11 protein-coding genes and 1 pseudogene are annotated in these 14,661 nt (G+C 60.3%); 7 read left to right on the plus strand and 5 right to left on the minus strand.

Annotated elements, in window-relative coordinates; genetic code table 11:
• Positions 1–2: 2 nt before the first annotated feature.
• Positions 3–581, plus strand: a complete 579-nt coding sequence (locus tag AB7933_RS27325; RefSeq protein ID WP_024077158.1) for a cob(I)yrinic acid a,c-diamide adenosyltransferase — start codon at positions 3–5, stop codon at positions 579–581.
• Positions 582–707: 126 nt separating this feature from the next.
• Here the strand turns inward: AB7933_RS27325 and AB7933_RS27330 are convergent, their stop codons facing one another.
• The 3 genes from AB7933_RS27330 to secA form a co-directional block, all read right to left on the minus strand.
• A complete protein-coding gene (locus tag AB7933_RS27330; RefSeq protein ID WP_024077159.1) occupies positions 708–1,652 on the minus strand; it encodes a Nudix family hydrolase in 945 nt (314 codons plus the stop codon).
• A gap of 150 nt (positions 1,653–1,802) precedes the next feature.
• Complete coding sequence (gene argJ / locus AB7933_RS27335) at positions 1,803–3,020, minus strand: bifunctional glutamate N-acetyltransferase/amino-acid acetyltransferase ArgJ (protein ID WP_024077160.1); 1,218 nt, start codon at positions 3,018–3,020, stop codon at positions 1,803–1,805.
• Positions 3,021–3,144: 124 nt separating this feature from the next.
• The gene (secA, locus tag AB7933_RS27340) at positions 3,145–5,880 is read right to left on the minus strand and encodes a preprotein translocase subunit SecA (RefSeq protein WP_024077161.1); all 2,736 of its coding nucleotides are present in this window, start codon (positions 5,878–5,880) and stop codon (positions 3,145–3,147) included.
• 305 nt (positions 5,881–6,185) lie between these two features.
• On the opposite strand from secA, the gene AB7933_RS27345 reads away from it, so the two are divergent.
• A complete protein-coding gene (locus tag AB7933_RS27345) occupies positions 6,186–6,641 on the plus strand; it encodes a DUF721 domain-containing protein (protein WP_024077162.1) in 456 nt (151 codons plus the stop codon).
• A 4-nt stretch (positions 6,642–6,645) separates the two neighbouring features.
• Here AB7933_RS27345 and AB7933_RS27350 read toward each other — a convergent pair whose 3' ends face one another.
• Positions 6,646–8,124 carry a helicase HerA-like domain-containing protein gene (locus AB7933_RS27350; protein WP_024077163.1) on the minus strand — a complete coding sequence of 493 codons (1,479 nt, stop codon included), beginning with the start codon at positions 8,122–8,124 and terminating at the stop codon, positions 6,646–6,648.
• A 204-nt stretch (positions 8,125–8,328) separates the two neighbouring features.
• On the opposite strand from AB7933_RS27350, the pseudogene AB7933_RS27355 reads away from it, so the two are divergent.
• From AB7933_RS27355 to AB7933_RS27375, 5 genes and pseudogenes are all read left to right on the plus strand, one after another.
• Positions 8,329–9,360, plus strand: a pseudogene (locus AB7933_RS27355) (HAMP domain-containing protein); the annotation flags it as partial.
• A 93-nt stretch (positions 9,361–9,453) separates the two neighbouring features.
• Complete coding sequence (locus tag AB7933_RS27360; protein WP_370531131.1) at positions 9,454–10,218, plus strand: methyl-accepting chemotaxis protein; 765 nt, start codon at positions 9,454–9,456, stop codon at positions 10,216–10,218.
• A gap of 187 nt (positions 10,219–10,405) precedes the next feature.
• Complete coding sequence (locus AB7933_RS27365; protein WP_024077165.1) at positions 10,406–11,527, plus strand: glycosyltransferase family 4 protein; 1,122 nt, start codon at positions 10,406–10,408, stop codon at positions 11,525–11,527.
• The gene (locus tag AB7933_RS27370; protein WP_024077166.1) at positions 11,520–12,263 is read left to right on the plus strand and encodes a DUF2334 domain-containing protein; all 744 of its coding nucleotides are present in this window, start codon (positions 11,520–11,522) and stop codon (positions 12,261–12,263) included. Before AB7933_RS27365 ends, AB7933_RS27370 begins: the two co-directional genes overlap by 8 nt.
• Positions 12,260–13,360 (plus strand): lysylphosphatidylglycerol synthase transmembrane domain-containing protein, encoded by a 1,101-nt coding sequence (locus AB7933_RS27375; protein ID WP_024077167.1) that lies wholly within the window; start codon positions 12,260–12,262, stop codon positions 13,358–13,360. Before AB7933_RS27370 ends, AB7933_RS27375 begins: the two co-directional genes overlap by 4 nt.
• A 126-nt stretch (positions 13,361–13,486) precedes the next feature.
• Here the strand turns inward: AB7933_RS27375 and purU are convergent, their stop codons facing one another.
• On the minus strand, positions 13,487–14,335 hold the full coding sequence (gene purU, locus AB7933_RS27380; RefSeq protein WP_024077168.1) for a formyltetrahydrofolate deformylase: 849 nt from the start codon (positions 14,333–14,335) through the stop codon (positions 13,487–13,489).
• Positions 14,336–14,661 lie beyond the last annotated feature (326 nt).

Raw genomic sequence — 14,661 nt, forward strand, 5'->3', positions numbered from 1 at the left:
CCATGGGCTTTCGCCTGTCGAAGATTTACACCCGTACCGGCGACCAGGGTGAAACCGGCCTCGGCGACGGTCGCCGCGTGCCCAAGGACCACCCACGGGTGGAAGCCATTGGCGAAGTCGATACGCTGAACAGTCAGTTGGGGTTGCTGCTGGCGTATCTCGAAGCACTCGGCGGGCAGCATCCAGGCTTACAGGACGTGATCGAGGTGCTTACGCCTTGCCAGCATCGATTGTTCGATCTGGGCGGCGAGTTGGCGATGCCGGAGTACAAGGCACTGAATGCGGCGGAAGTTGATCGGCTGGAAGCAGCGATTGATCGCTGGAACGAGGAAGTCGGACCGCTGGAAAACTTTATCTTGCCTGGTGGTTCAGCGCTGATTGCCCAGGCCCATGTATGCCGCAGCCTGGCGCGCAGTGCCGAGCGGCGCTGTCAGCATCTGAATGCTGTCGAGCCGTTGGAAGGGGTGGGGTTGGCGTATATCAATCGGCTGTCGGATTTGCTGTTTGTGGCGGCGCGGGTGATTGCCAAGCGCCAGGGTGTTGCAGAAGTGTTGTGGCAGGCGGCGGCGAAGCCGCACTGATGATGATTCGGTGACTGATTGGGCCTCATCGGGGTGCCCCCTCCCACATGTTGATCACATTCCAAAGTTGGAACTCGGTCGAATGTGGGAGGGGGCTTGCCCCCGATAGGGCCCTTCAGAGCACCATCAAAGCTCAGGCCAGAACGCCCGAATCCCTGCGACACCTTGAGCGCCGGCTTCCCACGCCTGCTCCCGCTGCGCAGGCCCAACCCCGCCTAACAGAAACACCGGTTTGCTGAACCCACGGATCAACTCTGCCGCCAGTTCCCAGCCCAACGGTTGGGCATCAGGATGGGTCTGGGTCGGCTGCACGGGCGACAGCGTGACAAAATCCACGTCCATCATTTCCGCCAGCGCCAGTTCTTCGGCGTTGTGGCAGGAAGCCGCCAGCCAACGATCCTTGGGCAGCGGGCGGCCCTTGCTCGCGTATTTGCGCAGTTGCGCGGCGGTCATGTGCCAGCCGGCCGCCGGAAAATCCCCCAGCCATTCAAACGGCCCCTTGAGCATCAACTGCGCCTTACCGGCGCACAGCCCCACTGCGTCCACCGCAAGGTCACGGTACTTGGGGTCATAACCGTTGGGGGCACGCAACTGAACCAGTTTGACGCCACCGGCAATGGCTTTCTGGATACCACGCAACAATGTCGGAGTTTCCAGCTCGCCCGGGGTGATCAGGTATTCGGCGGGCAGGCGTGCGGCGGCAACGATCGGCGCATTGGCTGCCGGAAACTCATAGTTGAGCAAGTCCCGTTGGGCCACCCACGCCAGCGGCTGCCCTTCAGCACCATGGGGCTCGCCGGTAAAGGCCGAGACTTCCCAGACATCCAGCAACACCTGCTTGTCCGGGTAGTCATGCTGCACCTTGATCAGTGGCCGCGCCGTGGTGACCTGGATACCCAGCTCTTCCTGCAACTCGCGGGACAGCGCGGTGGCGACCGACTCGTCGGCCTCCACCTTGCCGCCAGGAAACTCCCAGAGACCGCCCTGATGCTGGGTATCGGCGCGGCGCGCCAGCAGGATCCTGCCATCGACGCCGCGGATCACCGCTGCTGCTACATGCACTCGTTTCACGCCACTGTCTCCCTTACAAGCCTTGAGCTGCCCTTTGCAGGAGCGAGCCTACTCGCGAAAAACGCCCAGGCACCGCGTGCATCCAGAATGTCCGCGTTATCGTTGACGTTCTTCACGAGCAAGCTCGCGCCTACAAGGTAACGTTCGTTTTCAGGTGCGGTATTCCGCATTGATCTTCACGTATTCGTGGGACAGGTCGGTGGTCCAGATGGTTTCGCTGCAGTTACCACGCCCCAGTTCGATGCGGATGGTGATTTCTTCCTGCTGCATCACCGCCGAGCCCTGGGCTTCGGTGTAGGTCTCGGCGCGCGCGCCACCGCTGGCGATGCATACGTCGCCGAGGAACACGTCGATCTTGCTCACATCCAGATCCGGCACGCCGGCACGACCGACGGCGGCGAGGATACGCCCCCAGTTCGGGTCGGAGGCGAACAGTGCAGTCTTGATCAGTGGCGAATGGGCCACGGTATAACCGACATCCAGGCATTCCTGGTGGTTGCCGCCGCCGTTGACTTCAACCGTGACGAACTTGGTTGCGCCTTCGCCGTCACGCACGATGGCCTGGGCCACGTCCATGCACACTTCGAACACCGCCTGCTTCAATGCAGTAAACAGCGGCCCGTTGGCTTCGGTGATTTGCGGCAGGTTGGCTTGGCCAGTGGCGATCAGCATGCAGCAATCGTTGGTGGAGGTATCGCCATCAATGGTGATGCGGTTGAACGACTTGTTGGCGCCATCCAGGATCAGGCGTTGCAGCACATCGCGGGAAACTTTGGCGTCGGTGGCAATGTAGCCGAGCATGGTGGCCATGTTCGGGCGAATCATGCCCGCACCTTTGCTGATGCCGGTCACGGTGACCGTCACGCCTTCGTGCACGAATTGGCGGCTCGCACCTTTGGGCAGGGTGTCGGTGGTCATGATGCCAGTGGCGGCGGCCGCCCAGTTATCCACAGACAGGTCATCCAACGCGGCTTGCAGGGCCGCTTCGATTTTTTCCACGGGCAGCGGCTCGCCGATCACGCCGGTGGAGTACGGCAGTACCTGGCTGGCGTCCACGCCGGTCAGTTGCGCCAGCTTGGCGCAAGTGCGGGCGGCGGCGACCAGGCCAGGTTCACCGGTGCCGGCGTTGGCATTGCCAGTGTTGGTCAACAGGTAACGAATCGGGCCGGCCACGCGCTGCTTGGCCAGGATCACCGGCGCGGCACAGAAGGCGTTGAGGGTGAACACACCAGCGACGGTCGAGCCTTCGGCACAGCGCATCACCACCACATCCTTGCGCCCCGGGCGTTTGATGCCGGCCGAAGCGATACCGAGTTCAAAACCGGCAACCGGGTGCAAAGTGGGCAAAGGACCAAGACCAACAGCCATGAATGCGCTCCTTAAAAATAGGTGATGTCTGTGCCGTCGCGTTCGACGGTAGGAATTAATGGCAAAACGCCGCGACGGCTGATGCCGGTCGCGGCGCGGGGTGTTGCAGCGTCAGGCGAAAATCTTAGTTGATTTCGCCGTGGCAGTGTTTGTACTTCTTGCCCGAACCGCACCAGCACAGCTCGTTACGGCCCAGCTTCTGCTCGTTGCGCACGGGGGTCTGGGCCAGGGCCACATCGACCTCCTCGCCCAACACCTCAGGAGCCTCGAGACCTGGCGCTTCGTCATGCTGGAATTGCATGCGCGCAGCCAAGGCCTCCGCTTCCTGGCGCAGGCGAGCTTCTTCCTCGACCGGATCTTCGCGACGCACCTGGACGTGGGACAACACGCGAATCGAATCGCGCTTGATCGAATCCAGCAGCTCGGAGAACAGCGTGAACGACTCGCGCTTGTACTCCTGCTTAGGGTTCTTCTGGGCATAGCCACGCAGGTGGATGCCATGACGCAGGTGGTCCATGGTCGACAGGTGGTCTTTCCACAGGTCATCCAGCACGCGCAGTACGATTTGTTTTTCGAAAGTACGCAGGGCTTCGGCGCTCGCCTGCTCTTCTTTCTCGTTGTACGCGGCCAGCAGCTCGGTCATGAGCTTCTCGCGCAGGGTTTCCTCGTACAGGTGGTCGTCTTCGTCGAGCCATTGCTGGACCGGCAAGTCAACACCGAAGTCGCTCTTCAACGCAGCTTCCAGACCGGCAACATCCCACTGCTCAGGCAGGGACTGTGGCGGAATGTGCGCGCTGACGGTGGCGTTGAGCACGTCCTGGCGGAAATCGGCAATGGTCTCGCCAATGTTGTCGGCGGCCAGCAACGTGTTACGCATGTGATAGATCACTTTACGCTGTTCGTTGTTGACGTCATCGAACTCGAGCAGTTGCTTACGAATGTCGAAGTTACGACCTTCTACCTTGCGCTGGGCCTTCTCGATGGCGTTGGTCACCATGCGGTGCTCGATCGCTTCACCGGACTGCATGCCCAGGGCCTTCATGAAGTTCTTCACCCGATCCGAGGCGAAGATACGCATCAGGCTGTCTTCCAGCGACAGGTAGAAACGGCTGGAACCGGCGTCACCCTGACGACCGGCACGACCACGCAGCTGGTTGTCGATACGGCGCGACTCGTGGCGCTCGGAAGCGATCACCTGCAGGCCACCGGACTCCAGCACCGCCTGGTGGCGTTTCTGCCAGTCGGCCTTGATCTGGGCGATCTGCTCAGGGGTCGGGTTGTCCAGGGACGCAACTTCCACTTCCCAGTTGCCGCCCAACAGGATGTCGGTACCACGACCGGCCATGTTGGTGGCGATGGTCAGCGCGCCTGGGCGGCCGGCCTGGGCGATGATCTCGGCTTCTTTTTCGTGGAACTTGGCGTTGAGGACCTTGTGCTCGATGCCTTCCTTATTGAGCAGGTTGGACACATGCTCGGAAGTCTCGATGGTGGCGGTACCCACCAGGATCGGACGACCCTGGGCCATGCCGTCCTTGATGTCATTGATGATCGCCGCGTATTTCTCTTCGGCGGTCAGGAACACCAGATCGTTGAAGTCTTTACGCGCCAATGGCTTGTTCGGCGGAATGACCACCACCGACAGACCGTAGATCTGGTGGAATTCGAACGCTTCGGTGTCGGCGGTACCGGTCATGCCGGACAGCTTGTTGTACAGACGGAAGTAGTTCTGGAAAGTCGTGGACGCCAACGTCTGGCTTTCAGCCTGGATGTTGAGCATTTCCTTGGCTTCGATGGCCTGGTGCAGGCCTTCGGACAGACGACGACCCGGCATGGTACGGCCGGTGTGTTCGTCAACCAGTACGACCTGGCCGTCCTGGACGATGTATTCGACGTTGCGATGGAACAGTTTGTGGGCGCGCAGGCCAGCATATACGTGGGTCAACAGGCCCAGGTTGTGTGCCGAGTACAGGCTTTCGCCCTCGGCCAGCAGGCCGATCTGGGTCAGCATGTCTTCGACGAACTGGTGGCCGGCTTCGTTGAGTTCGACCTGGCGGGTCTTCTCGTCGATGGTGAAGTGACCTTCTTTGGTCACCACGCCTTCCACTTCCTCGATGTGCTGCTCCAGGCGCGGGATCAACTTGTTGATCTCGGTGTACAGGCGCGAGCTGTCTTCGGCCTGGCCGGAGATGATCAGCGGGGTACGGGCTTCGTCGATGAGGATGGAGTCGACTTCGTCGATGACGGCAAAGTTGAGTTCACGCTGGAATTTTTCTTCCATGCTGAACGCCATGTTGTCGCGCAGGTAGTCGAAGCCGAATTCGTTGTTGGTACCGTAGGTGATGTCGGCAGCGTAGGCCGCGCGTTTTTCTTCCGGCGGTTGGAACGGCGTCACGACACCGACGGTCAGGCCGAGGAATTCATACAGCGGGCGCATCCAGTTGGCGTCCCGGCGGGCCAGGTAGTCGTTCACCGTCACAACATGTACGCCCTTGCCGGACAGTGCGTTGAGGTAAACACCCAGGGTCGCCACCAGGGTCTTGCCTTCACCGGTACGCATTTCGGCAATCATGCCTTCATGCAAGGTCATGCCGCCGATCAACTGGACGTCGAAGTGGCGCATGCCCATGACGCGCTTACCGGCTTCACGGGCAACCGCAAAGGCTTCGGGGAGCAGCTTGTCGAGGGTTTCACCTTTGGCTATGCGGGCCTTGAACTCTTCGGTCTTGGCGCGCAATTGCTCGTCCGAAAGGGCAACCATCTGCTCTTCGAAGGCATTGACCAGCTGCACCGTCTTGAGCATGCGTTTGACTTCGCGCTCATTCTTGCTTCCAAAAAGTTTCTTTAACAAAGGCGCAAACATATCGGCAGGTTCTTCCACACATAGGGATGGAGGGCGCACCGTGAGTGGCCCGAGCAGCCCTCACGGCCGCATGCGAACGCGCATTCTACCCGGAATCGTGGGTGAGGAAAGTGGCGTTGTTCCCCGATGCTGGCATGGTGCTGTGAGAGGGCTTGTTTAAAATAAGGGCTTTTGCTGGAACTTCAACCCATGGAGCCCAGAAGTTATCTATTGATTTCACGGGTAAAGCCTCGCCAATGCATTGCCTGGGGGTGCCTGGGCGGATTCTGCTAAGATGGCCGCTCTGTTACTTTAGGTGTCTAATCATGGCATTTCGCCCTCTTACAGCCCGCGCGCCCAGCGTGTTGCTTCGCGAAGCCAAGCCGTTGAAAGCCATCTTTGGCCATGCGCAACGCTTGGGCCATTTGCAACGCCTGCTTGAAACCCAACTGCAACCTGCCGCGCGGGAACACTGTCATGTGGCCTCCTGGCGCGAAGGCAACCTGCTGCTAATTGTCACAGATGGCCATTGGGCGACACGCCTGCGCTATCAGCAAAAACGCCTGCAACGGCAATTGATGGCCTTCGATGAGTTCGCCAGCCTGACGCGGATCCAGTTCAAGGTGCAACCGCCAACCGTGCAGCAAGGCGCGGTCGGGCACACAATCAATTTATCGGTGAACGCGGCCGAGACCATTCAAGCCACGGCCGACGGCATCAGCGACCCGGGCTTGCGCGCGGCACTGGAGCGCCTGGCCGCGCATGCCAAGCCCAAGCCCTGATCCGTTATTTGCGCTTGCTCCCCCCCAGTAAAGACCCCAACAAGCCCCGCACCAATTGCCGCCCCATCTGATTGGCGGCTTGCTGCATGGCGGACTTGAGCGCCTTGCCCGCCGCGGTCCCCAGGAACGCACCGGCCTTATCGGTAAAGCTCGGCTCCTGGGCTGCAGGCGTGGACGCCTCGGCAGGCCCCAATTCCTTGCGCGCCATCAGTACTTCATAGGCCGACTCTCGATCAATCGGCTTGTCATAACGGCCTTGCAACGGCGAACTGGCGACCAAGGCGGCACGTTCACCGTCACTGAGCGGCCCGATCCGCGATTGTGGCGGTGCGACCAACACGCGCTGGACGACTTCCGGTGTGCCTTTTTCCTGCAAGGTACCCACCAATGCCTCGCCCGTACCCAACTCCGTCAGGACCGCCAAGGCATCGAACGCCGGGTTGGGGCGAAAGCCGTCCGCCACCGCTCGCAGGGATTTCTGCTCCTTAGTGGTGAACGCACGCAACCCATGCTGGATACGCAGGCCCAGTTGCGCCAGCACCGCATCAGGCAAATCGCCAGGGGACTGGGTGACGAAATACACCCCGACCCCCTTGGAGCGAATCAATCGAACCACTTGTTCCAGGCGGTCCTGCAAGGCCTTGGGCGTGTCGGCGAATAATAAGTGGGCCTCGTCAAAAAACAGCGCCAGCAGTGGTTTGTCCGCATCGCCGCGTTCCGGCAGCTGCTCAAACAACTCCGCCAGCAGCCACAGCAGAAAGGTCGCATAGACCTTCGGCGCGTCATGCACCAGGCGGCTGGCGTCCAGCAAATGGATGCGTCCGCGTCCGTCGCTGGCAGGCTGCAAAATATCCTCAAGCTGCAGGGCCGGCTCGCCAAACAAGGCTTCGGCACCCTGCTGCTCCAGCACCGCCAGGCGCCGCAACAATGCCTGGCTGGAACCCGTGGTCATCAGCGCGGCATCTTCCCCCAGCAGTTCCGGGTGATAGCGTAGGTGGTTGAGCAGCGCCTTGAGGTCCTTGAGGTCCAGCAGCAACAGGCCTTCGCGATCTGCCACCTTGAATGCCGCGTAGAGCGCCGACTGCTGGCTGTCCGTCAACTCCAGCAGGCTGCCGAGCAACAGCGGGCCCATTTCGCTGATAGTGGTGCGCAAGGGATGACCAGACTGGCCATGAATGTCCCACAGCGTGACCGGATACGCTTTGCTCGTGTAATGAAGAAAGGGCATGCCGGCGATGCGTTCGGCCACCTTGCCCTGCGGGTTCGCCGCAGCGCCCAGGCCACAGAGGTCACCCTTTATATCGGCGGCAAATACCGCCACGCCCGCATCACTGAACGCCTCGGCCAGGCGTTGCAGCGTGACGGTCTTGCCCGTGCCGGTGGCGCCAGCAATCAACCCGTGGCGGTTGGCCAGGCGCATGGCCTGGGCGATGGGCTGGTCGTCGGGACCGGCACCAATAAGGAGCTGCGAGGAATCAGGCATTTCGTCACCTATGGTTAATCTTTCGTGCCGCCAGTCGATACAGACAGATGTGAGACCCACAAAGTCTAAAAATAGGTCAGATAGTTCCTACAGGGACCCACAGAGCTATCGCCAAGAAGTATCACACCTTTTTTGACACTGCCATTTTGCGCCTCCCACAAGGACGCGCTTCGGATATAAAGACCTTAGCGGACCCTTCAAGCCATGAATAAAAATCTGCGTTTCAGCCATAAAATCCTGCTTGCAGCCTCCCTTATCGTCATTGCCGCCTTCGCGCTGTTTACCCTCTACAACGACTACCTGCAACGCAACGCGATTCGCGACGACCTGAATAACTACCTGCATGAAATGGGCGATGTCACCGCCAGCAACATTCAAACCTGGCTCACCGGGCGCATTGCGCTGGTGGAAAACGCTGCGCAAAACATCGCCATCAATCCCGAACCAAGCGTGGTTGCCAGCCTGCTGGAACAGAAAGCCCTGACCTCTGCATTCATGGCGACCTACGTGGGCGACAGCAAAGGCGCCTTCACCATCCGTCCCGACACCAAGATGCCGGACGGCTTCGACCCGCGCGTTCGCCCCTGGTACAAAGGCGCCCAGAACAGCAACGGTTCGACCCTGACCGAACCCTACATCGATGCCGCAACCGGGCAATTGATCATCTCCATCGCCACCCCCAGCGCCAAGGGCAGCCAGAGCATCGGCGTGGTCGGCGGCGACCTGAGCCTGCAAACCCTGGTGGACAACATCGCAGCCTTGAACTTCGGCGGCATGGGCTATGCGTTCCTGGTCAGCGCCGACGGCAAAGTGTTGGTGCACCCGGACAAAAACCTGGTGATGAAGACCCTGGCGGACGTCTACCCGACACACACCCCCAAAATCAGCGGTGATTTCAGTGAGGTCCAAGCCAATGGCAAAGACAACATCGTGACCTTCACGCCAATCAAAGGGCTGCCATCGGTGAACTGGTACCTGGGTATTTCGGTGGATAAAGACAAATCCTTCGCCATGCTCAGCGAATTCCGTACCTCGGCCGTCATCGCTACCGTCATTGCCGTGGTGATCATCATCGCCCTGCTGGGCATGCTGATTCGCGTCTTGATGCAACCGCTGCACGTGATGACCCGTGCCATGCAGGACATCGCCGACGGTGAGGGTGACCTGACCCGCCGGCTGACCATCCAGAACCACGACGAGTTCGGCATCCTGGGGAATGCGTTCAACCGCTTCGTGGAACGCATTCATACATCGATTCGCGAAGTGTCCTCGGCCACCGAGCACGTCAACGAAGTGGCCCTGCGGGTGGTCAGCGCCTCCAACTCGTCAATGGTCAACTCCGACGAGCAGGCCAACCGTACCAACAGCGTTGCCGCCGCCATCAACGAGCTAGGGGCCGCGGCCCAGGAAATCGCCCGCAACGCTGCGCAAGCATCCAACCAGGCCAGCGATGCGCGGCAGTTGGCCGAAGACGGTCAACAGGTGGTTGATCGCAACATCAAGGCGATGACCCAGCTGTCCGCGATGATCAGCACTTCAAGCAGCAATATCGAAGCACTTAACAGCAAGACGGTGAATATCGGCCAGATTCTTGAGGTAATCACCAGTATTTCCCAGCAAACCAACCTGCTGGCACTCAACGCCGCCATTGAAGCGGCGCGTGCTGGGGAAGCCGGACGCGGGTTTGCGGTGGTCGCCGATGAGGTGCGCAACCTCGCGCATCGCACCCAAGAGTCGGCGCAGCAGGTGCAGACCATGATCGAGGAGCTGCAAATCGGCGCCCGAGACTCGGTCAGCACCATGAGCGAAAGCCAGCGCCACAGCCTCGACAGTGTGGAAATCGCCAACCTGGCCGGCGAACGCTTGAACAGCGTGACCCAGCGCATCGGTGAGATCGACGGGATGAACCAGTCCGTCGCCACCGCCACCGAGGAGCAGACGTCGGTCGTGGAGTCGATCAACATGGACATCACCGAGATCAATACGCTTAACCAGGAAGGCGTGGAAAACCTGCAATCAACCCTGCGCGCGTGCTCGGACCTGGAACAGCAGGCGGCACGGCTGAAGCAACTGGTGGGTAGTTTCCGCATCTGACAGGCAGCCCTCTCGCTCGCGATAGCGCAGCATCAGTCGGTGACGTATTGACTGAACCACGGCTATCGCGAGTGAACCCGCTCCCACACTGACGCTGTTCAAACTCGATCGCACCGTGCATCCCCAATCTCGATCGAACATCTATCCTTACCTCAGGTCCACGTTAGGAGAGCAACGGATAGGAGGGATGTTCATCGTGCACATTGCGGACATAACCATGTTCTACGCCCCTGCCAGCGGTGGCGTACGCACTTATCTCGACGCCAAGCATCGGCGTCTGGCGCTCAAGCCCGGCATTCGCCACAGCCTTTTGATCCCCGGTGCGCACTTGAGCGAACAGGATGGGATCTTCAAGGTGCCGGCGCCTGCCCTGCCCTTCGGCAAAGGCTATCGCTTCCCCCTTCGGCTCGCGCCCTGGCGAAATGTCCTGCATGACTTACAGCCCGATCTGATCGAAGTTGGCGATCCCTACCTGACCGCCTGGGCGGCACTGGATGCGCGGCGCCAGCTGGATGTGCCGGTCATCGGCTTCTACCATTCCGATTTACCGCTGCTGGTGAGCAACCGCATGGGGCCTTGGTTTACCCCTAACGTCGAGGCGTATGTCAGCAAGCTCTACGGCAATTTCGATCGGGTATTGGCGCCGAGCCAAGTGATGGCCGACAAGCTCATCGGGCTTGGGGTCAGGAATGTGTTCGTGCAGCCGCTGGGTGTCGACCTGCAGACCTTCACGCCGGCCGTGCGTGACCCCGGCTTGCGCGCCGAACTGGGGATTGATGAAGACACCCGCCTGCTGATCTTCGCCGGGCGAGGTTCCAAGGAAAAAAACCTGCCGGTGCTGCTCAAGTGCATGAAGCGCCTGGGGGATGGCTACCACTTACTGTTAGTGGGCTCTGGCATGCCGGCCAGCGTACCGGACAACGTCACGGTGATCGATGGGTTCCGCCCCGCCCTCCATGTCGCCCGGTTGATGGCCAGTGCCGACGCGCTGCTGCATGCCGGAGACCAGGAAACCTTCGGCCTGGTGATCCTGGAGGCCATGGCCTGCGGCATCCCGGTCGTTGCCGTGGCGGCCGGTGCGTTCACTGAGATTGTCGACGAGCGCTGCGGCCTGCTCTGCGCGCCCAACCACCCCAAAGCGATGGCCGATGCCGTGCGCGAGTTGTTCGGCACCGATAGTCGGCGCCTGGGGGAGCAGGCACGACGCCATGTCGAACAGCATTACGCCTGGGACACGGTGGTCGATAGCCTGCTGGGTCATTACTACGCGGTGCTGGGCCGCCACAAACCGATGCTCGCCCATGGTTGAGCGCTCGGTTTTACTGGTGCTGCACGATGTCGCGCCGCACACCTGGACCGACTATCGCCCATTCGTCGAAGCTGTCGACGCCTTGGGCGCCGTGCCGATGACCTGGCTGGTGGTGCCGGACTTTCATCATCGTGACGCCCTGGCCGCCCACACTGATTTCCGACGGTTGCTCGACACCCGCGTCGCCAAGGGCGATGAACTGACGTTGCACGGCTACTACCATTGCGACGATCAACCGCCACCGCGCTCGCCAAAAGAGTGGTTCATGCGCCGGGTCTATACCCATGAAGGCGAGTTCTACCAACTGCCCCAGGTCCAGGCCTTGCAGCGTATTACCGATGGCATCGAGGTGTTCCGACGCAATGGCTGGCCGCTGCAGGGTTTCGTCGCCCCTGCCTGGCTGATGAGCCAGGGCACTCGCCAGGCACTACGCCAATTACCCCTGAGCTACACCAGCGACCCGCAGCACCTGTATCGCCTGCCCGACTTCACCGCGCTCAATGCGCCGGGGCTGGTGTGGAGCGCGCGCAGCGCCTGGCGCCGTGGCTTGTCCAAAGTCCTCAGCGACCGACGTGAGCAACACTGGCAAACAGCCCCGGTCATTCGCCTGGGGTTACACCCGGTGGACATGCGCCATGAGTTTTCCCGCCGTTATTGGCTGGACACCCTGCAACGCCTGTTGAACGCCGGACGCACCCCACTGACCAAGGCCGCGTGGCTGGCGATGCAACCGTGAGCCGATTGATCTGGCTGTTGCTCGCCCTGCTGGTCGCGCTGGTGATTCCCGTGGGATTGGGGGGCAGCGAAACCATAACGCGCCTTCGGCAATTCCCCTTGCCGCTGCTGTTGCTGATGTTTGTCATGATTGTCCTGTGCTGGCTGATCAACAGCCTGCGCATCCGCTTATTGCTGGGCATGCACCGTGGCCGGTTGGGGCGACTTAAATGCCTTGGGGTGGTGATCTCGACTGAGTTCGCCATGTGCGCCACACCCGGTGGCAGCGGTGGGCCGCTGACCTTGATGGCCTTGCTGGCACGCCACGGTATACGCCCGGCCCACGGCAGCGCGGTATTCGCCATGGACCAGTTGAGCGACTTGCTGTTTTTTCTTTGTGCACTGGTGGGGATCGCGTTGTACGCGCTGTTCCACAGCCTCAATCCACGCCTGGAATGGTTGCTGGGGCTCAGCGCCGTATCGATGACCGGGGGCGTTGTCAGTTGCCTGCTCATGGTGCGATTTCATCGGCGCCTGATTCGCCTGATAGGCCTGGCACTCAAGGCCCTAAAGGTTCGGGCCACGACACGGCGGCGCTGGGCACGCCGGCTGCTGCATTTTCTAGCGGCATTCAGTGACACGCTGAAACTGCCTTGGCACACATTGGTGGCAGTGTTCGCGCTGACCAGTCTGCATTGGCTATTGCGTTACAGCGTGCTGTACCTGGCGCTACGCGGGCTGGGCGGCGATGTGCAGTGGGCCTGGAGCTTCCTGATCCAGATGCTGTCTTTGACGGCGGGGCAATTCAGCCTGTTACCGGGCGGTGCCGGCGCGGCGGAACTGACGTCGGCGGCCTTGCTGGCGCCCATGGTGGGCAAATCCACCGCCGCGGCGGCGATTTTGATCTGGCGGGCGGTGACCTATTACTTCTATCTGTTGGCCGGTGGGCCGGTGTTTGTGCTGATGGTTGGCAAACCACTGCTCAAGCGTCTTTTTCAGGGTAAGCAGGTTGCTCCTGCAACTGCTCCCATAACTGGGCAGCCCCTGGGAAGTCCGTACCATCCTCGGCATCCAGCGCATCCGGGTCATAGCGACTCAGACACCCCTCGCCCAACGTAGCGGGCGCCTTGGATGTGGCTTTATCGAGCGGGTCGGTCATGGGCTTGTCCTCTTATGCCGATCAATAAAAAGGGCCTGCGACGATTTAACGCCCAGGCCCTTCTTTGTTCAATCAAAACACGATGATCAGAACACGACCGTCTTGTTGCCGTGCACCAGCACGCGGTCTTCCAAGTGATAACGCAGGCCACGGGCCAGCACCATCTTCTCGACGTCGCGGCCGAAACGCACCATGTCTTCAATGCTGTCGCTATGGCTGACACGCACCACGTCCTGCTCAATGATCGGGCCGGCGTCCAGTTCCTCGGTCACGTAGTGGCAGGTTGCGCCAATCAACTTCACACCACGCAGGGAAGCCTGGTGATAAGGCTTGGCACCGACGAACGACGGCAGGAAGCTGTGGTGGATATTGATGACCTTGCCGGCGTATTCGCGGCACAGGTCCGGTGGCAGGATCTGCATATAGCGCGCCAGTACCACCACATCAGCGTCATGCTGCTTGACCAGGCGGGAGACCTCGGCGAACGCGGGCTCCTTGTCCTGTGGGTTGACCGGTACGTGGTAGTACGGGATGCCATGCCACTCGACCATGCTGCGCAGGTCGTCATGGTTGGAGATCACACAGGCAATCTCACAGTCCAGTTCATCGCTGTGCCAGCGGTGCAGCAAGTCAGCCAGGCAGTGGGATTCGCGGCTGGCCATCAGCACCACGCGTTTTTTCTGCTCGGTGTCGGTGATGCGCCAGGTCATCGAAAACTCTTCGGCGATCGGCGCAAACGCCTCACGAAAAGCTTCAAGACCAAAGGGCAGCGTATCGGCACGAATTTCGTGACGCATGAAGAACCAACCGCTGAGATTGTCCGAGTGATGGCTCGCCTCGGTGATCCAGCCGTTGTGGGAAGCCAGAAAGTTACTGACTTTGGCAACGATGCCAACCCGGTCCGGGCAAGCTATCACCAGCCGAAAAGTGCGCATTAGGGGGGAACTCCAGAACTTCGCAAAGGCCGCTATTCTAGCGATTACGCAGAAAAACTGCAGTATTCCTTGAGGCTTATTCTGACAGCCCGGCCTGGCCACAGCCCTTAATAGCGTAAGGTTTTAGCACTGCTATATGAAGATGCATGGGCAAGCACGTGCAGTTGCGAGGGAAATTAACGAGATTATCTATAGCCGTGCCCTCTACTAATTAACTCAATTGCATCGCTTTGCCACAAACATTCAAAGTAATTCACATAAATGCATTCTTAAATGTTTACTTGATGAAATTGCCTGACTATTATTGGGCCACTATCCCTGTCAAT

This window comes from Pseudomonas gorinensis (assembly GCF_042015035.1).
Taxonomy (GTDB): Bacteria; Pseudomonadota; Gammaproteobacteria; order Pseudomonadales; family Pseudomonadaceae; genus Aquipseudomonas; species Aquipseudomonas gorinensis.